The organism is Eximiradius proteiniborus, assembly GCF_058546985.1.
On the sequence record NZ_CM178592.1, the window covers coordinates 2,077,877 to 2,099,624 of the forward strand.

Annotated in this window: 19 protein-coding genes; 8 read left to right on the forward strand and 11 right to left on the reverse strand. The window is 38.6% G+C overall.

Going from position 1 to position 21,748, the window contains the following annotated elements; translation table 11 throughout:
* Positions 1 to 59: 59 nt before the first annotated feature.
* From ACY2LT_RS08655 to ACY2LT_RS08670, 4 genes are all read right to left on the reverse strand, one after another.
* Positions 60 to 1,232, reverse strand: a complete 1,173-nt coding sequence (locus ACY2LT_RS08655) for an MFS transporter (protein WP_491815168.1) — start codon at positions 1,230 to 1,232, stop codon at positions 60 to 62.
* 181 nt (positions 1,233 to 1,413) lie between these two features.
* Entirely contained in the window at positions 1,414 to 2,751 is a 1,338-nt protein-coding gene (locus tag ACY2LT_RS08660) for a KamA family radical SAM protein (RefSeq protein ID WP_491815170.1), read from the reverse strand.
* 104 nt (positions 2,752 to 2,855) lie between these two features.
* Positions 2,856 to 3,824 carry a 16S rRNA (cytidine(1402)-2'-O)-methyltransferase gene (gene rsmI / locus ACY2LT_RS08665; RefSeq protein WP_491815171.1) on the reverse strand — a complete coding sequence of 323 codons (969 nt, stop codon included), beginning with the start codon at positions 3,822 to 3,824 and terminating at the stop codon, positions 2,856 to 2,858.
* Positions 3,825 to 3,928: 104 nt separating this feature from the next.
* Positions 3,929 to 4,978, reverse strand: a complete 1,050-nt coding sequence (locus ACY2LT_RS08670) for a tetratricopeptide repeat protein (RefSeq protein WP_491815172.1) — start codon at positions 4,976 to 4,978, stop codon at positions 3,929 to 3,931.
* A 132-nt stretch (positions 4,979 to 5,110) separates the two neighbouring features.
* Here ACY2LT_RS08670 and ACY2LT_RS08675 point away from each other — a divergent pair, with 132 nt between their 5' ends.
* The 4 genes from ACY2LT_RS08675 (at position 5,111) to era (ending at position 8,285) form a co-directional block, all read left to right on the forward strand.
* On the forward strand, positions 5,111 to 6,307 hold the full coding sequence (locus tag ACY2LT_RS08675) for an aspartate aminotransferase family protein (RefSeq protein ID WP_491815173.1): 1,197 nt from the start codon (positions 5,111 to 5,113) through the stop codon (positions 6,305 to 6,307).
* Positions 6,308 to 6,368: 61 nt separating this feature from the next.
* Positions 6,369 to 7,067 carry a 2-C-methyl-D-erythritol 4-phosphate cytidylyltransferase gene (gene ispD, locus ACY2LT_RS08680; RefSeq protein ID WP_491815174.1) on the forward strand — a complete coding sequence of 233 codons (699 nt, stop codon included), beginning with the start codon at positions 6,369 to 6,371 and terminating at the stop codon, positions 7,065 to 7,067.
* A 7-nt stretch (positions 7,068 to 7,074) separates the two neighbouring features.
* On the forward strand, positions 7,075 to 7,374 hold the full coding sequence (locus ACY2LT_RS08685; protein WP_491815175.1) for a DUF3098 domain-containing protein: 300 nt from the start codon (positions 7,075 to 7,077) through the stop codon (positions 7,372 to 7,374).
* Entirely contained in the window at positions 7,374 to 8,285 is a 912-nt protein-coding gene (gene era / locus ACY2LT_RS08690; protein ID WP_491815176.1) for a GTPase Era, read from the forward strand. Before ACY2LT_RS08685 ends, era begins: the two co-directional genes overlap by 1 nt.
* Here era and ACY2LT_RS08695 read toward each other — a convergent pair.
* The 7 genes from ACY2LT_RS08695 to atpD all read right to left on the reverse strand — a co-directional run bounded on the left by ACY2LT_RS08695 (position 8,266) and on the right by atpD (position 18,152).
* A complete protein-coding gene (locus tag ACY2LT_RS08695) occupies positions 8,266 to 8,796 on the reverse strand; it encodes a hypothetical protein (protein ID WP_491815177.1) in 531 nt (176 codons plus the stop codon). The genes era and ACY2LT_RS08695 overlap by 20 nt on opposite strands.
* Before the next feature lie 107 nt (positions 8,797 to 8,903).
* Positions 8,904 to 12,182, reverse strand: a complete 3,279-nt coding sequence (locus ACY2LT_RS08700) for a TonB-dependent receptor (RefSeq protein ID WP_491815178.1) — start codon at positions 12,180 to 12,182, stop codon at positions 8,904 to 8,906.
* Positions 12,183 to 12,370: 188 nt separating this feature from the next.
* Positions 12,371 to 13,684: a glycosyltransferase gene (locus ACY2LT_RS08705; RefSeq protein ID WP_491815179.1), complete on the reverse strand. Its 1,314-nt coding sequence runs from the start codon at positions 13,682 to 13,684 to the stop codon at positions 12,371 to 12,373.
* Positions 13,685 to 13,686: 2 nt separating this feature from the next.
* Complete coding sequence (locus ACY2LT_RS08710) at positions 13,687 to 14,808, reverse strand: M24 family metallopeptidase (protein WP_491815180.1); 1,122 nt, start codon at positions 14,806 to 14,808, stop codon at positions 13,687 to 13,689.
* Positions 14,809 to 14,825: 17 nt separating this feature from the next.
* On the reverse strand, positions 14,826 to 16,289 hold the full coding sequence (guaB, locus tag ACY2LT_RS08715; protein ID WP_491815182.1) for an IMP dehydrogenase: 1,464 nt from the start codon (positions 16,287 to 16,289) through the stop codon (positions 14,826 to 14,828).
* A 25-nt stretch (positions 16,290 to 16,314) separates the two neighbouring features.
* Positions 16,315 to 16,728: an ATP synthase F1 subunit epsilon gene (atpC, locus tag ACY2LT_RS08720; protein ID WP_491815184.1), complete on the reverse strand. Its 414-nt coding sequence runs from the start codon at positions 16,726 to 16,728 to the stop codon at positions 16,315 to 16,317.
* Between the two features lie 14 nt (positions 16,729 to 16,742).
* Entirely contained in the window at positions 16,743 to 18,152 is a 1,410-nt protein-coding gene (gene atpD / locus ACY2LT_RS08725) for a F0F1 ATP synthase subunit beta (protein ID WP_491815185.1), read from the reverse strand.
* A gap of 205 nt (positions 18,153 to 18,357) precedes the next feature.
* Between atpD and trxA the strand changes: the two genes are divergently transcribed.
* The 4 genes from trxA to ACY2LT_RS08745 are packed head-to-tail and all read left to right on the forward strand — an operon-like array spanning position 18,358 to position 21,726.
* Positions 18,358 to 18,681, forward strand: coding sequence for a thioredoxin (trxA, locus tag ACY2LT_RS08730; RefSeq protein WP_491815186.1), 324 nt, complete (start codon positions 18,358 to 18,360; stop codon positions 18,679 to 18,681).
* Between the two features lie 2 nt (positions 18,682 to 18,683).
* Positions 18,684 to 18,977, forward strand: a complete 294-nt coding sequence (locus ACY2LT_RS08735) for a 4a-hydroxytetrahydrobiopterin dehydratase (RefSeq protein WP_491815187.1) — start codon at positions 18,684 to 18,686, stop codon at positions 18,975 to 18,977.
* Between the two features lie 16 nt (positions 18,978 to 18,993).
* Positions 18,994 to 20,283 (forward strand): phosphopyruvate hydratase, encoded by a 1,290-nt coding sequence (gene eno, locus ACY2LT_RS08740; protein WP_491815189.1) that lies wholly within the window; start codon positions 18,994 to 18,996, stop codon positions 20,281 to 20,283.
* Positions 20,284 to 20,319: 36 nt separating this feature from the next.
* Entirely contained in the window at positions 20,320 to 21,726 is a 1,407-nt protein-coding gene (locus ACY2LT_RS08745) for a phosphoglucomutase/phosphomannomutase family protein (protein ID WP_491815190.1), read from the forward strand.
* Positions 21,727 to 21,748: the final 22 nt, after the last annotated feature.

The window sequence follows — 21,748 nt, forward strand, 5'->3', positions numbered from 1 at the left end:
ATAAAGATTTTTTGATGATTAGCAAAGATAATAGTAGAAAAAGTTTCCCGAGCTGGTTATTATTTCCCATCCGACTTTATTATTAAAGTAAAATATACAGCTACAATCAATGCAACGCCTCCTGTTGCAAAAAATGTAGCAAAGCTGCCGAATTTATACCATAAAAGACCTGCTATTGTGCTTGCAAGCATTGTGCAAATACTCTGAAATGCCGAATATGCACCTATTGCTGTTGCTGTGTCTTTTTTGTCTGTTACGTTCGAAAGCCACGCTTTCGATATTCCTTCGGTTGCGGCTGCATATATCCCATAAAGAAAGAACAAACCATAAAATACATATAAATTATCGTTCAATGCAAAGCCGAAATAGACAACTGAAAAAATGACTAATCCAAGAATAAAAATTCTTTTAAGACCAATTTTGTCGGCTATTATTCCAAGTGGGAACGAAAATATTGCATATATTAAATTGTAAAAAATATACGTGCCAATAACCATTGTGTCGTCGAGCCCGGCTTGCTTGGCTTTGAGCAGCAAAAACACATCTGAACTATTGAATAAAGTAAATAATAGCAATCCGATTACTATTTTCCGGTATGTTTGCGGGCTTTCCTTCCAATACTTAATAAATGAGAAAAAACTTGTTTTTTCCTGCTTAATTTCGGTTGTCTTTTGCTTATCTTTCAGAAAAAAAGTGAACAGAGTTGCAATTATTCCCGGAATAAATGCCAGATGGAAAAGCGTTACGTAGTTCTGCGGATAATAATAAAGATATAGCAATGCTAATAGAGGTCCGATAACTGCACCAAGTGTGTCCATCGAACGGTGGAACCCAAACACTTTGCCTTTGGTCTCTTGTGTTGCTTCGTCAGAGAGCAAAGCATCTCTTGCTCCGGTACGTATTCCCTTTCCAAATCTATCCAGTGTCCGCGACAAAAACACCCACAGCGGATGTGCAAACATTACAAGCATTGGCTTTGATATTGCACTCAAAGCATATCCCATCCGAACAAACGGCACTCTCTTTCCGGTTACATCCGATTGTTTTCCGAAATAGCCTTTGCTAAGTCCGGCTGTTGCTTCGGCTATTCCTTCTAATATTCCAATGAATAATATTGAAAATCCAATTGTTTTAAGATAAATCGGAAGAATCGGATATAGCATCTCGCTTGCTATGTCTGTAAATAGGCTAACTACCGATAAGATCCATACCGTTCGCGTGATATTCTTCAATTCATTCCCGAAATAATCTTCGAAATTGATTTTAGTGATAAGACGAAAGCGCTAAATGTTTGTTTTCAAGCTACAATATTGTTGTAGCTAATATTTATCGATTTCTCTGCAAATATCAAATGCAAATTGTTTGATATTAATGGTGTTAAGTAATTTATTATGCAAAAAAAAATTATAAACTCTACTCGAAATCGTAATATTCAATATCTTCAATCGCAGAATGGTAAAATTTCTCTAATTGACTTTCAAAGAAAAATTTCTTTTCGCCAAATGCTGGTTCTAAATCAGTAAGCCATTGTGCTTTATTGTCGTATTTGGCAAAAAAGGGTTTGCATACCCAGTCGGGATTTCTTCCTTGAATAAATCTCAACACAAAAACTTTCTCTTCTTTTATTTGGGTAGTTCCTAAAACCTGCACTTTTCCCGGAGTAGCCGACATCACAGGTCCGCGAATCGTTCGGCAAATCCCACTTACTTTTTGATATGATTTCCTAAACACATTCCAAGCTTCCTCAAGAGTAACCGAGAAATAATCTTTTGCACCTGTATCTCGGGGAATGAACATATAGTACGGTATCAGGTTCAGATTAACTTGCTTTCGCAGCATATTAGCCCAGATTTCAGGTCGGTCGTTGATATGTTTTAGTACAGGTGATTGCGTCCTTATGATCGCTCCAGTCGAGAGAACTTGTCTGATTGCTTGCTGCACCTCTTCGGTTTCAAGCTCATTTGGGTGGCAGAAATGCGCCATAATAGCAAGATTTCGACCCCTTGATACAATTGTTCGAAGTACATCGAGCAATTCTTTGCTATCATCATCCTTTGTGAATCTATATGGCCAAAAAGCAAGAGATTTCGTACCTATGCGTATTGTCTGCACATTCGATATGCTATCATCGAGCAGAGGCTCAATATACTGGCGTAGTTTGCTTGCTTTCATTATTAGAGGGTCGCCCCCTGTGAAAAGTACATCTGTGATTTGCGGATTGCTTTTTATGTATTCCACCATTAATTCAGTTTCTTGAGTGGCGAATTTCAATTCATCTACACCAATAAATTGAGGCCACCGAAAGCAAAATGTGCAATATGCGTGGCAAGTTTGTCCGTGACTTGGAAATATCAATAAAGTTTGTTTGTATTTATGTTGAAATCCGAACAACTTTTTGCCATTTATTTGCGGGATATTCAGTTCTAATTGTCCGCTAGTGTGCGGATTTAGCAGCATATGTATTTCGTTTGCTCTCTTTTTAATTTTTTCTTGTGGTGCATTGCTTCTAAGCATTGTTGCAATTTCCTGATAATGCTCTTTCTTTAGCATTCCCTTTTGTGGAAAAGTTAAAATAAAAAGAGGGTCAGTTTTATAATTTGACCAGTCAATTAATTTTTCAATTACATAATTGTTAGTTTTGAATGGGAAAATGGTACTTACCACATCAATATCGAAAATCTCCTTTTCTGTCAATTTGGATATTTCCGGTATCTGTTTGTAATTGCTTCTTGTATATGTTTTGTATTTCATTCTACTTATTGAGGTAATTAACAAAAATCAAGTTTCAAAAGAATATAACATTTTTTTTTATAAAATGCAAATTCTTTCGAACAAATGTTTATACACTTCAATTTTTAGAATGAAGAGTTGTTCTTTGGTCTTTTATAATTGTCTGATTTATACGAACGTTTTTTGTCAGACTTGAAATTTTTATCAGACTTGAAATTGCTGTCAGACTTATTATCTCTATCAGATTTGTATTTCCTGTCGGATTTAAAATCTCTATCAAATTTAAAATTTCTATCGGATTTGAAATTTCTGTCCGACTTGAAATTTCCATAATTTTTATTACGTGGGCGACTTGAATAATCAGATTGACGATAAAGTTTATCTGCCGCTTTCGAAAAAGTATTTTGTTTATGTCCTTCGAAGCATATTACAAATTCAGCTTTAATATTCTCATCTTTGAACTTTTCGTATAGTTCTGCAAAAGTGCCATAATGGTGTGTTTCATACAACATTGTAAGGTTCATACCAATATAGGCGCGCCGCTCCGGCATTACCCGAGCTGCAGCTTCGAGCAATGGCTTCAACCGGTAAGGAGTCTCCAACAATATTACTGTCTTGGGAAAATGCGAAAGCTGCGTTAGTTCGTGCACGCGTTCTTCTTCCTTGCGGCTGAGCATACCTGCAAAGAAAAAAGATGATGCGTCAAATCCGGAACGCACCAGAGCCGTTAATATGCTTGATGCTCCCGGCACAACTTCAATCTCTATATCTGTTTTCAATGCAGCTTTAAGCAAATGGTGTCCTGGGTCTGCAAGCAATGGCGTTCCACAATCAGACACCAAGCAAGCACGGTCGCCTTTTTCTAACCGTTCCAATACTATAAATGTTTGCTCAATTTCGTTCTGTTCGTTGAGCGGAACAAGTTCTTTTTCAAGATTTATGTTTTTAAGTAATCGCGCGCCTTCTTTTAGTTCTTCGCAAATAACAAAATCACATATTTTTAGCACTCCCAAAGCACGTAAAGTTATATCTTCTTTGTTGCCAATAGGTGTCGATACAATAAAAAGCTTTCCTTTTTTCGGTTTGTTTCCCAATTTAAATATCCTAAATCAATTGTAAAATTCTATTTTACAAATTTACTAAATATTAACGACTTATTTTAACTGAAATTGGATTATGCAATTTGTTGGTTCATTTTCTACATTTGTTGCAACATCTTTCGTGCTTTGGGGACATATTCGCTTCTTGGATATTTCTCTATTATTTCGCGGTATGTGTTTTTTGCTTCTGCTACCCGCCCAAGCTTTATTTTGCAATCTGCAAGCTTAATGGCTATTTCGGCTGATTTTTCGCTGTTGCCTTTTTTTATTAAATCCGCATATATTTCTGCTGCTTGTTCGTAGTTGCCGAGTTGTGAATGACTTTCAGCAAGCAAATACTTAGCTTCGTTCCTGACTGCTTCGTTTTTTGTATTATTTGCTACTTTTTCCAGTTCTTCGATAGCTTTATCGTATTGTTTTTGACTTATTAACGCTAATGATTGTGTCATTTCGGCTTTATCGTTGATTTCTTGCTTGATTTCCTGATTTGGTTTATCCTGCGGCTTTTCAGCAGTCTGAACCGTTTTCTTTTGCTTTACTGTATTGCTGCTTTGTTGAACAGTTTTATTGACAGATGAACTTGTGTGTCTTGTGTTGGTTGCTTTTTGGGTGCTTTCAGATGCAACTTTTTGAGTTCTCTTTATGTAATTCTTACCAGCCTCTTCGTCCGATAGCAAAATAGCAGAGTTATTGGTTTTGGGTTCTGCTTTTTCTGCAGATTCTTCTTTATTTGCAGGAATGCCTGCTACAGCATTTTTCTTTTCTACAACATTTGATTTTTGGAGCGAACCTTTGATTTCATCAAGTGTGTAACGCAATTCTTCAACATCTTTTTGCAAATTGGAAATTTGATTTTTCATTATAACTTGCTCGTTGCCTATTGCGGCAAGCTGCTCTTCCAGTGTTGGTAATATCCTGTTTTGCGAGTTGCTTTCAGCTTTTTGAGAATTAATATTTTTTTCAAATTCAGCAATTTTATCATCAATTGGCACTTCCTGTTTCTGCGATTTCGCAACACTTGCTTTTTTTATGGATTTGTTCCCGGTACGCACTGCCGATGGAGTACACCCAACAAACAAAAATATGCATATTATCAGCCATACTGCTGATATTCTCCATAATTTACTGTATTGGATTCTGCTGTTCATTTCTATATTCCTTTTATTTTCAACAATTTCAATATTATTTGTATGTTTTATTTATTTAATCTCCAATTTAAATGCCGAAATACTTAACTTTTTCATAATTTTGTTTTTTTTAAATGTAATTTCGGAGCAAATATGGGTGATTTAATTAATCGTGAACATCAGGTTTTTTTTCAAACGTATAAACGTTTGCCAATAGAAATAGACCACGCAAGCGGTGCAAAAATTTGGGACCGCGACGGCAACGAGTATCTTGATTTCCTTGCCGGAATTGCAGTAAATGCTCTTGGGCATAGTCATCCAAAAATCATTGAGGCTGCTAAAAAGCAAATTTCTCAATATATGCACGTTTCGAACTACTTCTACCAGGAACCTCAAATATTACTTGCTGAGAAGCTTACTCAGCTTACTGGATATTCTCGCGTGTTTTTCACTAATTCCGGCACCGAAGCCACCGATGGAGCCATTAAACTTGTCCGTAAATATTCGTTTGGGCGTGATAAGAAAATAATTGCTGCATTTACCGGTGGTTTTCACGGACGCACCTACGGAGCTCTCTCAATTATGGACAAACCAAAATACAAGGAAAATATGGGACCATTCCTGCCTGATACTATGGTTTTGAAATTTAACGATATTGATGAACTTGAACGCAACATTAACGACCAAACTGCCGCTGTATTTCTTGAATTTATTCAGGGAGAAGGTGGAATAGCAACTCCAACTCAACAATTTGTAGATAAATTAGAAGAATTGCGAAAAAAATACGGTTTCCTGCTTGTTGCAGACGAAATACAATGTGGAACTGGACGCACAGGCAAATTCTTCGGTTTCGAACACTTTGGAGTGAGCCCGGACATTGTTACTATGGCAAAAGGAATTGGCGGCGGGCTACCTCTTGGGGTGATTCTTGCAAAAGAATTTTTAGCCGAAGTGTGGGACCGCGGCAATCACGGCACTACGTACGGTGGCAATGCTGTTGCGTGTGCTACTGGACTTGCCGTTGTCGAGGAACTTACCAACGGTGTTATGGAAAATGTTCTTAATATTGGCGAGTATTTGAAAAACAAATTATTCAATCTGCAAGAGAATTTTCCTAAACTTATTGTTGAGGTGCGGGGGCACGGGCTTATGCTTGGGCTTCTTCTTTCTTTCGACGCTCAATTGCTTGTGGATGAACTTCTGAAAAATATGGTCATTGCCAACGCTGCTTCGGGAAATGTTCTACGAATTGTTCCACCACTTACAATTACAAAAGACGAAGCAGAACTATTCTTAACAAAATTGCATCTATCGCTTGTCAATTTAGAAAATAAAATTAATTTACAGTAATTTAAGAAAAAAATCGTTATATTTATTAATTGTAATAAATTGAAAAATTAAAAAAATATTTATGAAAAGTAGTGTTATTATTCCTGCCGGAGGTGTGGGGAAGCGATTCGGCTCGCAAGTGCCAAAGCAATTTGCTGAGCTGGGTGGCATTCCATTAATTGTCCACACAATTCGCATTTTCGATACTGTCGAGGATGTGGAAGCTATTGTTATTCCTGTTCATAATGAATGGTTTACCTTTACCAAAGAACTTATCGAAAAATATAAATGCGATAAAGTCAAAGAAGTGATTATCGGTGGTTTGGAGCGTCAGGATAGTGTTTATAACGGTTTGCTTTCAGATACAGTTAAAAATTCCGAAATTGTATTGGTTCACGATGCTGTTCGTCCTTTTGCTTCTGCGAAACTTGTGCAACGCATTATAAACGAAACCGAAGATTTTGGTGCAGTTATTCCCGGAATTGCTCCCAAAGAAACTGTGAAAGAAAAGACAAATACCGGGCTTGTTGTGAAAACACTCGAAAGACAAAAACTTTCGCTTATTCAAACTCCACAAGGATTTTGGACTGATGTGATTACTTCTGCCTATCGCAAAGCTAAAGAAGCAAGTTTCTTTGGCACCGACGAGGCTTCGCTTGTCGAGTTCATTGGATATAAAGTTACTATCATAGATGGAGAAGATGAAAATATTAAAATCACTACTCCATTTGATTTAAAAATTGCTGAATTAATTATGAAAGAAAAGTATCAAAGTCAGTAGGTGAGCTATGCAAAAGAAAAGAAATATTCGCTCTAATGTTCAGTCGAAAGCTGTGAAGTGGGAATTCCCGCTCGAAAAAAAGGATTTAATTGTTATCGGGGTTGGTATAGCTATTGTTTTGCTCGGTTATTTGCTGATGGCTACTGGTATTACTGAGGAGCCGGCTATTCCAGATGGCAAATGGAACAACCCGTTAGCTACTGTCGTTGCTCCTTTTTTGCTTGTAATTGGATATTGCGTTGTTATTCCTTTGGGTTTAATAAAATTCTTTTCAAAAAAGAAGAATTCACCAGAGAATAATCAATAATGAATAATACTCCTGCAAAAGATACATTTGCCGGCTTTGTTGCTATCATTGGCAAACCGAATGCCGGCAAATCTACTTTTATGAACTCTGTGCTCAATGAAAAGCTGTCAATTGTAACCCCAAAACCACAAACCACACGCAAACGCGTTCTCGGTATTTACACAAAAGATAATCTTCAGATTGTATTCGTTGATACTCCCGGCTTTATCAAACCACGCTATGCGTTGCACGAAGCTATGATGGAATATGTTACAGAAGAAGTTCTTTCGTCTGATGTGCTGCTTGTGATGTTCGATGTTTCGGAGTATTCTGCCCACAAAGAACCTTTTCATAGCACTTTTTTTGAATTACTTGGGAAATCGCCTGCTCCTAAAATACTTCTGCTCAACAAAATTGACCTGCTGAAAGACAAAAAAGCTATGCTTCCTGCAATTGACTATTTTGCAAAAACCGATACTTTCTCTGAAATTTTGCCTATTTCTGCTTATCAACCAGATGATGTTGCAAAAGCTATTGAAATAATTGCCAAATATATCCCAAAATCTCCGTTTTATTATGATGAAGATTTGCTTAGCACGCAAAACGAACGCTTTTTTGTCTCGGAACTAATTAGAGAACAAATTTTCCTGATATGTGAAGAAGAAATTCCATATTCTACGGAAGTTTCTATCGTTGAATTTAAGGAAAGAGAGAAAGGCAAGTGGTACATTAATGCAGAAATCATCGTCGAACGCCCTACTCAAAAACCAATAATCATTGGCAAAGACGGTCAACGAATCAAACAAATTGGCGAGCTTGCGAGAGTTGCCATTGAAAACCATCTTGGCACTCCGGTTTATCTGGATTTGTTTGTGAAGGTTCGTCCCAAATGGCGGCAAAATCAGCGACAGCTCAAATCTTTTGGCTATTGAACAGTTCCTTTTCTAAAATTGAACGGAAATATTCCGGTTTATTATCATTAATTGTGGCATCCGAAACAGTTTCAATTAAAATTTCTTCTGTGAAAAGATATTTCTTGAAGTAATCTAATTTTCTTTTAGTTTTATCATCAATTTTCTTATAAAACATATCAAATCTTTGGCTTAAATCCCATCCCTTTATCTCGACTGGTATGATTTTCCCAAACCAACGCCTGTATAAAGCATATTTTACCCAAGTAAGCCCTATATACAATGCTTTGCTTGTGGGGCTTTTAGCCCCGAAATCATAAACAACACAGCGAAAACCCATCGCCAAATGCATCAGAAAATTATAATCTAATTCTTTCAGAATATCTACAAACTTTTTGCTTTCACAATGGCAGGACTGCAACCTAATAAAGGATACGTCTTCAAGTTTCAACCCAAATCTTTCTATTGCTTCTATCCCATTTGTTAAATTTAGAAATATTTTTGTTTTTCCCGGCATTTTTTCCTTTATCATCAATTCACTAATACTGCAAATTAATTATTGAAGTGTGATTTTCCGAACAAAAAAAGAGGCACAACCTTTTGTTGTGCCTCTGCTAAACTTATTGTAATAGTCAAGTATTAGAATGTGTATCTAATGCCCACTTGCATTTGCCAGCGAGACCAGAAGTCGCTTGTTTCGAAAATGTCGTCGCCTCTGTATCCTCTTGTGTTAGGCAGGTAGCTTGCACGGATTTTGCCAGATTTGTCGTATCCTTCAAAACGTAACAAGCTATATGTTCCATTGCTGATATATTTTACGTGTCCCCATTCTCTATTGAGCAGGTTCAGTACATTCAAAATATCAAGAGTGAGTTCAACTTTTTGTCTGCCCACAGTTGGAATTTCCTGGCTAATTCTTAAATCAACCTGATGGCGCCAGGGTTGATTTAATGAGTTTCTGTCCATAATTTTGCCACGTTTTAGGTCTTTCCAGTCGCTTAAGAATTTTTCGAATGCTTCTACGTATTTCATTTGAGTGCCATCGGGTGCAGTATAATTTTGGTCACCATTGACAAGTATCATCTTGTCGTCCTGCCAAACGCCATTTACATTTGTTAATTTGTTTGGAATGTAGCAAAGGTCGTTGCCCCATACATTGTCGTTGTTTGCATCGCGAACTCTTGTGTCAATCAGCACGTCTCTGTCCCAGGTTATATTGCTTTGAGTATAATATAAGAACGACATTGGCGAACCGGAACGCCCTTCGTAGAATAGACCAACAGTAATGTCTGCGTTCTTATAGTAAGTATATCTGTATGATATATTAGCCAAAATTCTGTGTGGAATAGAGAACAAAGAAGTGGAGAGTTTCGGATTGTTTGGATCTGGGGCTGGATTATACATCCAGTTTGAAATTGCACGGCTCGAAGTTGCACTATTCACATCACGAACGAGTGAATAAGTGTAAGCAAAATTTGCACTCAAATTTGGTAAAATACCTTGATTGAATGGTTTTTGAAGTTGTGCTGAAATACTTAATTGGTCGCCTTTGTTTGTGTTAGTCATATAAATTACGTTAGTATAGTCGTTGCTTTTAATCACTGCATTGCTGTTGTATCTTAGATAAAGCGGTCTGCCGTCTATTGAGGTAACTCTGTTGCCACTGTTATCGAGCGAGTCCACCAGCAAAATGTTTTTGAATAATACTTCGTTAATTGATTTTCCATAAATAAATTCAAGTGTTCCGATTAAACCTTCTGTTATCTGATGGTCAACGGCAACATTAAAACGCAGAATTTGCGGCATTTTGAAGTTTTTATCTGTAATATTAACCTCTGTTGTCTTTACTGGTTGAAGTGTTGTTCCGGGGTCGCCTGGCTTAGGCTGTTTCTTTGGATCAGGTTCAAATGCAGGCACATTGCTTGTAACATCAACGCGTCCGTAATCAACACCGGTGTTTGCATATTGGTTGCCAATCCATACGCCGGGTGTGCGACCAGCAAAAAGCCCTACACCACCACGCACCTGTGTGTTTTTATCACCAAACACATCATAATTGAAACCAAATCGTGGAGAAAATGCAAATGAAGTTGGCATCTCTGAAGTCTTCATTTTGAAAACACTATCAAATTTTGCATTATAAGATGGATCATCTGGAAAAGCGTATAAGTCGCCGCGTAATCCGAATGTAAGTTTAAGATTTGGCAAAACTTTCCATTCGTCTTGTGCGTAAAATGCTAACTGCCAGTATGAAAATTCTGCTCTTTCTTTTCCTCCTGGCAATAGGTAACTGTAATAATACCTATTGGGTTTATTGTTGTAGAAATTATCTAATCCGGAAAATGTATAAGTTCCGAAAGCATCTTGGACATATAAGTTGCTGAAAGTAACATATTGATTAGTCGTTCCAATCGTAATTACGTGGTCGCCTAAGAAATAATTGAGGTTGTCTGTAATTTCAAGAATGCTCTGGTCCAAAGCATTAGCTTGCGAGAAACGTTCCACACCAAAACTTACCGAACTACGCTTGTCGTCTCCCAGAGATGAAATTGTAACGCTTGGAAAATCCGTTGATTGAGGGTCGCGTTTGTCGTTTACTTGGGTATATGCAACACGAAATTCATTTGCAAAATCTTTCCCCAAAACACTATTTAGCTGTAATACTGTCTGATTTTGAATACTCTTGAATATATATTCCTGCCCTGAATATGAGAAGAATGTGGCTGAACGGGTAACAGCATTATCCTGATCTGCATTTACAAAATTATGACGCAGTGTTAATCTATGCTGATTTGATATGTTGTAATCCAAACGCATAAAGATTTTGTAGTTATTTACATCGCGGGTGTATTTATCATATGAACCTGGGTCGTAGCCATATTTTGCTATTACACTATCACGCAATGCTTTAAGTTCGTTTCTTGTGAGCCCGAACACATTTGGACCGCTTTCGCCTTTGTATGCGAGTGTTTGCGGTTCTGCACGCTGACGCACTTCACCGTTTACAAAGAAGAAAAGCTGGTCTTTTATGATTGGACCGCCAATACGTCCACCAGCCTGATAATCTGTATAATCTGGATATTGAGCATATTTGCCATCTGGACCTTTTATTACTGCATTACCAACTAATTTCTCGTTTCTACCATAAAAATATGCTGAGCCGTGATAGTAGTTCGAACCACTACGAGTTATTGCGTTTATCAAACCACCTGTAAAACCACCTAAACGAACGTCAAATGGTGCAACTGCTACCTGAAATTCCTGAATTGCATCGAGCGAAATAGGTTCTGTTCCTGCCTGACCGCCGGGGGTGCCTGCTGTCGATAAGCCAAATGCATCGCTCATTATCGCGCCATCTACCTGTATGTTGTTGTATTTACTGTTTCTTCCGCCAACGTTCGAACCTTCCGAAGTTGAAGAAATAATATGAGGAGATAATCTCGAATAGTCGTGAATGGAGCGGGCAATAGTAGGTAAGCTCTTGATTTCACTTTCAGTTACTGATTGCGATGCACCAGTTCTGTTCGATGAGATTATTTCGTTTTTGTCCGCTACTACATCTACTGTCCCTGTTTTAACGCCTTTTTCCACAAGGCGGATGTTCATACTAAAATTCTGGTCTATACCTAATGTAATATTTTCCTTAACCTGTGATTCGTAACCAACCATCGAAATTGTAACAGTGTATGGTCCGCCAACTCGCAAACCGATAATGTTGAACCTTCCGGCATTGTTTGTTACTGCACCTGAGGTTGTTCCCGTCGGCTGATGCACAACTTTGATGGTTGTCCCTGCAAGTGGTTTACCGTCGGCATCTGTAACCCGACCGCTTATTGATGCGGTTGTGCCACCTTGCGAATAAGCAAAATTGATTATTGCTATAAAAGCAAGAATAATTAAGGATACTTTTTTAAGCATATTATGCCCTTTTATTATGAAAAATAAAACAGTTTATTTTACGCAAATTAATCCTTTTTTCTTAATTCTTCTACAACGTATTGTTAATTTTTGATTAACTATCTGAAACGCTTTCTAAGCAATGAACTTCCTTGATTATTAACAAGTTAATAATAATTGCAGAGATTATAAAACTGAACTTTTCCACATTAATAATTTGCAGAAAAAGCCAATTCTCTTGCAAGTAATTTTGTTAAATATCTGCGTTCATAATTCTGGCTGTTTTTAATGTTGGGGTGGGGCAGAGAACCTTTCTTCCACATTTCGAAATAGGCGTCGATAGCTTCTGCTATCGCTTTTGTGTCGCGAGGCTCTGTTGCAATTGCAGCTTCTGTTTCAAGTGCAGTTTGTTTGATATTTCCATTTGGTATGGAAATTAATATTGGTTTTCGGGCACCGATATATTCGTATAATCTCGAAGGTGTTACTATGTTATTTGGGGACATCATCCACAATACATCGGACTGCATAAGCTCTTTAACGCAATCAGTATGCGGTAAATAACCTTTGAGCACAACATTATCGCCTAAATTATACTTCTTTATTAGTTTCTCGTGCGGTTTCCGCATAAGTCCAATAAACACAGCTCTGACTTTGTTTTTCGCTTCATTGTTTTTCTTTAAATACATCGACAAAGCTTTAAGGAAGTATTTTGGGGTAAGGTCGTCCGGAAACAAACCGGAATGCGTTATAGTGAAATAATTCGGGTCGGGCGACAAATGTCGGTATGGTGCAAAATCCTGTTCGTCGAAACCGTGTGGAATAATTGTAATATCTTCGTGAGATAAGAACTTATATCTTTGGAGCAATTTTTCTTTCATAAATCGGTTGATAACTACAATTCGTCTGGCTCGAGTCAGCACCTCTGTTTCCATCTTTATTGCTTTCATCCGATGAAATGGTGTCAGATAGTAGTAGTATGCATTATCTACCCAAAGATCGCGGTAATCTATTACATATGGAATATCATATTTTTCTGACAATTCATTTGCAATCAGAAAATCAGTAAACGGTGGGGCAGTTGCAAGAAGTGCGTGAAAGTGATTGTTTTCAATTATTTCTTCGGCAAGCTTAATTGCTTTTTTCTTCCAAACAATACGGCTATCGGGCTGCAAAAAAGATTGCAGGATAATTCTTTTAAACTTTTGCGAAAAATGCGAAGGATAGCGTATTAGGTTGGAACCTTTTTTTTTAGCCAGACGAGTTGCATCTGGTGGTGTTCTGTATATTGTTATTTTAGGATTGTTCAGTTCTTCAAGCAATGTTTCATCGTAAGCGTAATACACAGATGGCGTTGTTGTGAGCACCGACACATCCCAATCGTTTTCCGGCAGATATTTCGCAAATTTTACGCTTCTTTGAACACCGCTAAGTCCCATTGGCGGGAAATAATAAGCAATAAAAAGTGTATTAAGATTGCTTGAATTATTTCCCGCTAATTTATCGTCAGTTTCAAAATCCATAATTAAATGACAATTAGTTCTTCAGGTGCATTAGTTAGCATCGTTACTTCATTCCGGGTAATATAAATATCGTCTTCTACTCTCATACCAAATTTATCCGGGAAATATACGCCCGGCTCGATTGCAAGCACAACGTCCTCGGGAATTATCTGGTCGTCGCGGCGGAAAGTAATGATTGGTCCTTCGTGCGCTTCAAGACCGATTCCGTGCCCTAATGAATGCTGAAAGTTAATTCCATATCCGGCGTTGTCAATCATTTTGCGTGCTACTGCATCGAGTAATTTCCCGTTCATTCCGGGGCGGGCAGCCTCGCAAGCTGCTTTTTTTGCATCGTAAACCAACTTATATATAGCTTTTTGCTCTTTTGTTGCTTTTCCTACACAGAAAGTTCTGGTGATGTCCGAACCAAATCCCTGCACTTTTGCACCAAAATCGAGCAAAATCACATCATTTTTCTTTATTTTTCGGTCTGATGGTTTGCCGTGAACAAGTGCCGTGCGTGGTCCCGATACAGCAATAATATCGAATGGGTCGCCTTCGCTTCCAAGCTTGCGTGTGCGATATGCAATTTCAATTGCTATGTCTTTTTCCGACATTCCGGGCTGAATGAAACCAAGCATTTCTTCGTAAACTTTCTCGGCAATTTTGCAAGCTTGCTTTATATATTCAAGTTCTTCCGGTGCTTTGGGATATGTAAAACGTTCTACTAAATTATTGATTGGTTTGAATTTTAAAGGTCTGATCCGGTTCCGTATTTCAACTGCATCGCCGTATGGAATGTGGTCTGCTTCGAAACCTAAATTTTCTACTTTGTTCAAAAATTTGCTTTTTGCGAGGTATCCCCACGCATCTCTTGTAATATGCACCTGTAAATTTGGCAGATCGTAAAGTTCTGTTTTTATCTGCTCTTCATATCTATCGTCCGTAACAAAATGCACTTCATCGTCCGTTACAAACAAAAAAGCAGACGAACCCGAAAAATTAGTTAAATATCTGATATTCGAAAGTTTTGTGATTACTGCTGCTTCGCATTTGTTTTCTTCAATATTGAAACGCAATTGATGAAAACGTTTGTCTACTATTTTTGGGTATTGTGTTATAAAATTAGGTTGAGAATAAGTCATTGTAATTTCATAATTTATTATACATAGTAATTTGGCGATTCTTTGGTGATTCTTACATCGTGTGGGTGCGATTCCCGCAATCCGGCAGAAGTAATTCTGTTGAACTTTGCTTTCTGCTGCATCTCGGTAATTGTCCGGCATCCACAATATCCCATCGATGCCCGCAATCCACCTACAATTTGATATATGGTATCTCCGACATTACCTTTAAATGGAACTCTTCCTTCTATTCCTTCCGGAACGAACTTAGATATTTCCTCTTCTACGTCCTGGAAATATCTGTCTGCTGAGCCCTGACTCATAGCACCGAGCGAGCCCATCCCCCGATATATCTTATAAACCCTACCTTCATAGATAATCTTTTCTCCGGGACTTTCCTCGTGCCCGGCAAACAAATTCCCAATCATTACGCTATCGGCACCGCCTGCTATTGCTTTGGCAATATCGCCAGTTTGTTTTATTCCGCCATCAGCAATTACTGGTATGTCGAATTCCTTCGCAACTTTCGCTACATTTATCACTGCACTGAGCTGCGGCACACCTACACCTGCAATAATTCTTGTTGTGCAAATCGAGCCAGGTCCAATGCCAACCTTCAGTCCGTCTGCACCTGCACGAATGAGTGCTTTTGCCGCTTCTTCAGTTGCTATATTCCCGGCAACTACTTGCAATTCCGGATACTTGCTTTTTATCTGTTTCACCATCTCAAGAACACCGCGGCTGTGTCCGTGTGCAGTATCAACAAATACTGCATCAACTCCAACTTCTATCAAAGCAGCCACACGTTCCATAGTATCCGCCGAAATACCGACAGCTGCACCTACTCGTAGCCTTCCTTGTTCGTCTTTGCAAGCGCGAGGGAATTGCTTCTTTTTCTGAATGTCTTTAAAAGTAATTAATCCACAAAGAGTGTAATTATCATCAACAACAGGAAGTTTTTCTATTCTGTATTTCTGTAGAAGTGTTTCAGCTTCTTCTAATGTTGTTCCAACCGGGACTGTTTTTAAATTGTCCTTAGTCATAATGTTTTTAAGCAATTCGCTTCGTTCAGGATTGAACCGCAAGTCCCTGTTTGTAACAATGCCAATAAGTTTTTTATTTTCATCAACAATAGGAATACCAGAAATTTTATACTTAGCCATCATTTCGAGAGCGTCGGCAACAGTTCTGTCGCCTGTCAAAGTTATTGGTTTTTTTATCATTCCGCTTTCGGAGCGTTTGACTCTATCAACCTGGTCTGCTTGTCGCTGAATGCTTAAATTTTTGTGTATTACGCCCAACCCACCTTCGCGGGCAATAGCCTGAGCCATTTCAGCTTCGGTTACTGTATCCATCGCAGCGCTAAGTATAGGTATATTCAATTTTATAGTTTTCGTAAGGCGCGAGCTTACATCTGTGTCCCTCGGCAAAACCTCGCTATATCCCGGAATTAGCAAAACATCGTCGTATGTAATCCCTTCAAATAATATTTTTTCTTCCATAAACGCCTCTTTTCAATCAAAAATATCAATTATCTTCCTGCAAAATCGATAAGCAAGCTTTTGCAAAATCTAACTCTTTCTGTGCTTTTATTTTATCTTCAGATTGCTTTGCACCACTTATAGCGGCTTTTGCTTTTTCCAAGAGCAATTTTGCTTCGTCAAGCTTTAATTCATCTGATGAAACTGCTTTTTCGAGCATTATGCTTGCTTTGTTGTTATGCAAATCAACAAAACCGCCAGTTATCGCATATTTTACTATTTTGTTTTGTCCATCAAGAAATTTTAGTATTCCAGCATCGAGCGAGGATACTATTGGTGCGTGATTTGGCAACACCTGAAAAGGTGAGAGCGAGCCGGGAAACCACACAGACTGCACCTCTCCCGAAAAGATTTTCTTTTCGGGGGTAACAAGCTCTATATACAACATCTTAGTTTTCAACTTATGCACCTCTACTATGCTCTACTTTTCTTGAATCGGTCGAATACTTCGTCGATAGTCCCTGCATAACTGAAAAATGTTTCGGGAATATCATCACATTCGCCATCCAATATTGCTTTGAAGCTTGCTACTGTATCATTTATCTTTACGTAACGTCCTTGATAACCAGTGAACTGTTCTGCAACAAAGAATGGTTGAGAGAAGAATTTCTGTATTTTACGTGCTCTATATACTGTTAATTTATCTTCGTCGGAAAGTTCTTCCATACCCAGAATATTGATGATATCCTGCAGGTTCTTATATGTTTGAAGAACATTTACGCAAGCACGAGCAACATTATAATGCTCTTCGCCTATTACAAGTGGGTCCATAATACGCGAGCTTGAATCAAGTGGATCTACCGCCGGATAAATTCCAAGCTCAGCTATCTGACGCGAAAGAACTGTCTTTGCATCAAGATGTGTAAATGTATTGGCTGGTGCCGGGTCAGTAAGGTCGTCTGCCGGCACATACACTGCCTGAACTGATGTGATAGAACCTCTGTCGGTTGATGCAATTCGCTCCTGCAGGAAACCAAGCTCAGTTGCCAAAGTCGGTTGATAACCTACCGCTGATGGCATTCGCCCGAGAAGTGCCGACACTTCCGAACCTGCCTGAATAAAACGGAAAATATTGTCGATAAATAGCAACACATCACGTCCTTCGACATCGCGGAAATATTCTGCAACGGTGAGAGCCGTGAGTGCTACGCGCGAACGGGCTCCCGGTGGTTCGTTCATCTGCCCGAATATCATAGCTGTTTTATCAATTACTCCCGATTCGGTCATTTCCAGATACAAGTCGTTTCCTTCACGAGTGCGTTCGCCTACACCAGCAAAACAAGAATAACCACCGTGATGCTTAGCAATATTATGTATCAGTTCCTGAATAATTACTGTTTTGCCAACGCCTGCTCCACCAAATAAACCTGTTTTTCCACCTTTTGTAAATGGCTGAATTAAATCTATAACCTTAATTCCTGTTTCGAACATTTCTTTTTTCGTCGAAAGAGCTGTGAACTGAGGTGGTGCTTTATGAATTGGGGAACGTTCTTTAGTTTTTATCTCACCTTTGTTGTCTATCGGTTCGCCGATAATATTCAAAAGCCGGCCTAACACTTCCGGACCAACCGGCACCTTTATCGGTTCGCCGGTATCTATTACAGGCATTCCACGCACAAGACCATCAGTAGAATCCATTGCAACAGAACGAACACGATCTTCACCTAAATGCTGTTGTACTTCGCAGACTAATTTTTTCTCGCTTCCATCTTCCGGAGATTTCATCATTATTTCTAATGCATTTAAGACCGCTGGAACTTGACCATTTGGAAATTCGACATCCACTACTGGACCGATTACTTGAACAATATGACCTTGGTTCATAGAGAGTACCTTATATTGTTGGTTATTAACTTATTTCAAAATAAGCACAACAGCGTTGTGCAAAATTACGCAATAATCAATTTATTGACAAAAAATTACAAAAAATATTTTATTTGCAAACATTAAATATTTATAAAATTACACTTAATGTAATTCGTCAAAAAAAAATCTTACTGTTTGTTATTTTACATTTTCGGAGAAAATTATGGCTCAACCTATTCATTTAACTGATGATACTTACGATGAAGTTGTTGTAAAATCAGATATTCCGGTTTTGATCGACTTTTGGGCTACCTGGTGCGGACCCTGCCGTATGATTGCACCTATTATTGAAGAACTCGCTGTTGAATACGAAGGCAAAATAAAAGTTTGCAAACTTGATGTTGATAACAACCAAAAAGTTGCTATGATGTATGGTATTCGCTCCATTCCGACTGTCGTTATTGTTAAAAACGGGACGGAAGTCGATCGTATCTTAGGTGCTGTTCCGAAACAACATTTTGTTGAAAGAATTAAGAACCATATTTAATAATGAGCAATTTAGTTACTGCTACAGAAACCGAAATCCGGGATTTTCTTGAAGAAAATCCGTTATGGACTATCGAAAATAATTCGTTAGTCCGTGAAATTGTTGCTTCAAACTTTGTTTCTGCCGTTGGCTTAATTAATTCTATCGCTATTTTAGCTGAGAAGCACGACCACCATCCCGATATTTTGCTATACGGATGGAATAAATTGCGTGTTGTGCTTTCGACGCATGCTGCTAACGGAATTACTTCCAGAGATTTCAGTTTAGCAAAAGAAATTGACTTTTTAATTAATTAATAATTTGGAGATAAAAATGAGTTCCTACATTGTTGATATTTATGGTCGTGAAGTTCTTGATTCACGTGGCAACCCAACTGTTGAATGCGAGGTAATCCTTGCTGATGGTTCTTACGGACACGCAATTGTTCCAAGCGGTGCAAGCACCGGCGAAAAAGAAGCTTGCGAACTCCGCGATGGCGACAAAAGCCGTTACTTAGGCAAAGGTGTTACAAAAGCAGTTGATAATTTGAATAATGCTATTGCCGACGCTTTGGAAGGAATTGATGCTACAGAACAAAAACAGGTTGATTCTATTCTGATAGAACTCGATGGCACAGAAAATAAAACTAATCTTGGCGCTAATGCTATGCTTGCTGCTTCTCTTGCTGTTGCAAAAGCTGCTGCAGAGTACCACGGGCTACCACTTTATAAATACATTGGCGGAATTAATGCAGAACTTTTGCCTACTCCGATGATGAACATTCTCAACGGTGGCAAACACGCTGATAACACAGTTGATATTCAGGAATTTATGATTGTTCCCGTTGGTGCCGACACTTTCAAAGAAGCTTTGCGTATTGGCGTCGAAGTCTTTCACAATCTGAAATCTGTTCTTAAATCCAAAGGTTATAATACTTCTGTTGGTGATGAAGGTGGTTTCGCTCCATCTTTGAAATCAAACGAAGAAGCTTTCGAAGTAATTCTCGAAGCTATAGAAAAAGCAGGTTACAAACCAAATGATGATGTGCTTTTGGCAATTGATACTGCTGCAAGCGAAATGTGGGAAAACGGCAAATATAAAATGTTTAAATCTACCGGCGAATACAAGACTTCCGAAGAAATGATTGAATGGTATATTAGTCTATGCAATAAATATCCGATTATCTCTATCGAGGACGGTCTCGGCGAACACGACTGGGACGGTTGGAAAAAACTCACAGAAGCATTAGGTCGTCGCATCCAGCTTGTTGCTGACGACATCTTTGTTACTAATCCAAAAATCATTGCCGAAGGTATCAAAGAAAATATTGCTAATTCTGTGCTGATTAAAGTTAATCAAATCGGAACTCTTACTGAGACTTTGGAAGCAATTTCTCTTGCTAAGAGATTTGGCTACAACAACGTTATTTCGCATCGCTCCGGTGAAACCGAAGATACCACAATTGCAGATATTGCAGTTGCAACTAACGCTGGTCAAATCAAAACCGGTGCTCCAAGCAGAACCGACAGAGTTGCTAAATACAATCAACTCCTTCGTATTGAAGATATGCTCGACGACGCTGCAATTTATGCCGGAAGAAGTGTTTATAGCTACTCACTTTAATTATTATTTGATGTTAAACTAATTTTTATAGAAACTATGACAATTGTATTTGGAACGGATGGCTGGCGTGGCGTTATCGCTCGTGATTTTACTTTCGATAATGTTCGGTTGGTTGCTTATGCAACTGCTAAGCATATTCTAAATCACTATAAAGATGTAGAATATCCCAGCGTCGTTGTCGGCTATGATACGCGTTTTCTATCGCGAGATTTTGCCGAAGAAACTGCCGCTATTTTAGCAAGTCAGGGAATTACTGTTCACCTTACCGATTCTGTCTCTTCTACTCCGCAAGTTTCTTTCCATACCAAGCAAAAAGGTTCGCAACTCGGAGTTGTAATTACTGCTTCTCACAATCCACCAAAATACAATGGATTTAAGCTCAAGGGTAGTTTCGGTGGTCCTGCTACTACTGACGAAATCGCTATGGTAGAGAATGAACTCAAATCTATTATGAAAAAACCACCTCAGCTTGATTTGAAAACTCTTGATGAATATATCGAACAGAAGAAAATTCGTCTCTTCAATGCAAAAGAGTCTTATATCCGCCAGATTAAGAAAAAAGTCGATATGCAAGCTGTAAATGCTGCCAACTTTAAAATCCTTTACGACCCTATGTATGGTGCTGGTATCGACACAATTCATCTGCTTCTCCCCGATGCTGACGTTATTCATAATGAATACAATCCTTCTTTTGGTGAGCTTCACCACCCCGAACCTATTGCTGAAAACCTCTACATTTTAGCTGAAAAAGTCAAGGAAGGTAAATACGACATCGGTATTGCTACTGATGGGGATGCCGACCGCGTCGGGCTAATCGACAACGAAGGTAATTTTGTTGATTCTCATCGCGTATTTATGATTTTGCTCAAATATCTGTACGAGCAGAAAAAGAAACGCGGAACCGTCGTCAAAACCGTTTCACTTACATCGATGGTCGATAAATACTGCAAAGCTAAAAATTTACCTCTTGTCGAAACACCAGTCGGATTCAAACACACTGCTAAAATAATGAACGAAACCAAAGTTCTTATCGGTGGCGAAGAATCCGGTGGATTGGGCACAATCCTGCATATCCCTGAACGCGACGGATTATTTAACGCTATGCTTATTCTCGAAGTTATGGCTGTACGTGGCAAGTCTCTCAAAGAGCTTTCAGCCGAACTCGACGAAGAACTCGGCACACACAAGTATCATCGTCGCGATGTCCGAGTTACACCCGACAGAAAGAAGGCAATTCTTGCGGCTGCTCAAAAACTACCCGAAAAAATTGGTCCATTTGCTGTCGAAAGTATCAATACTCTTGATGGATACAAGTTCTATATTGATGGTGGTTGGTTGCTTATTCGTGCCTCCGGCACCGAGCCTCTGATTCGCTTCTATGCCGAAGCAGATTCTATGAGTAAAGTTAATGAACTATTAGACGCTGGTATGAAATTAAAATAAATCCTGATTGAGTTAAGGCGGG

Coding starts and splice junctions, on each gene's coding strand:
- guaB (WP_491815182.1), bottom strand. CDS start 16,289: ATGGAAGAAAAAATATTATTTGAAGGGATTACATACGACGATGTTTTG.
- ACY2LT_RS08745 (WP_491815190.1), top strand. CDS start 20,320: ATGACAATTGTATTTGGAACGGATGGCTGGCGTGGCGTTATCGCTCGT.
- ACY2LT_RS08710 (WP_491815180.1), bottom strand. CDS start 14,808: ATGACTTATTCTCAACCTAATTTTATAACACAATACCCAAAAATAGTA.
- ACY2LT_RS08675 (WP_491815173.1), top strand. CDS start 5,111: ATGGGTGATTTAATTAATCGTGAACATCAGGTTTTTTTTCAAACGTAT.
- ACY2LT_RS08735 (WP_491815187.1), top strand. CDS start 18,684: ATGAGCAATTTAGTTACTGCTACAGAAACCGAAATCCGGGATTTTCTT.
- eno (WP_491815189.1), top strand. CDS start 18,994: ATGAGTTCCTACATTGTTGATATTTATGGTCGTGAAGTTCTTGATTCA.
- ACY2LT_RS08660 (WP_491815170.1), bottom strand. CDS start 2,751: ATGAAATACAAAACATATACAAGAAGCAATTACAAACAGATACCGGAA.
- ispD (WP_491815174.1), top strand. CDS start 6,369: ATGAAAAGTAGTGTTATTATTCCTGCCGGAGGTGTGGGGAAGCGATTC.
- trxA (WP_491815186.1), top strand. CDS start 18,358: ATGGCTCAACCTATTCATTTAACTGATGATACTTACGATGAAGTTGTT.
- ACY2LT_RS08685 (WP_491815175.1), top strand. CDS start 7,075: ATGCAAAAGAAAAGAAATATTCGCTCTAATGTTCAGTCGAAAGCTGTG.
- ACY2LT_RS08705 (WP_491815179.1), bottom strand. CDS start 13,684: ATGGATTTTGAAACTGACGATAAATTAGCGGGAAATAATTCAAGCAAT.
- ACY2LT_RS08700 (WP_491815178.1), bottom strand. CDS start 12,182: ATGCTTAAAAAAGTATCCTTAATTATTCTTGCTTTTATAGCAATAATC.
- ACY2LT_RS08695 (WP_491815177.1), bottom strand. CDS start 8,796: ATGATAAAGGAAAAAATGCCGGGAAAAACAAAAATATTTCTAAATTTA.
- era (WP_491815176.1), top strand. CDS start 7,374: ATGAATAATACTCCTGCAAAAGATACATTTGCCGGCTTTGTTGCTATC.
- atpD (WP_491815185.1), bottom strand. CDS start 18,152: ATGAACCAAGGTCATATTGTTCAAGTAATCGGTCCAGTAGTGGATGTC.
- ACY2LT_RS08670 (WP_491815172.1), bottom strand. CDS start 4,978: ATGAACAGCAGAATCCAATACAGTAAATTATGGAGAATATCAGCAGTA.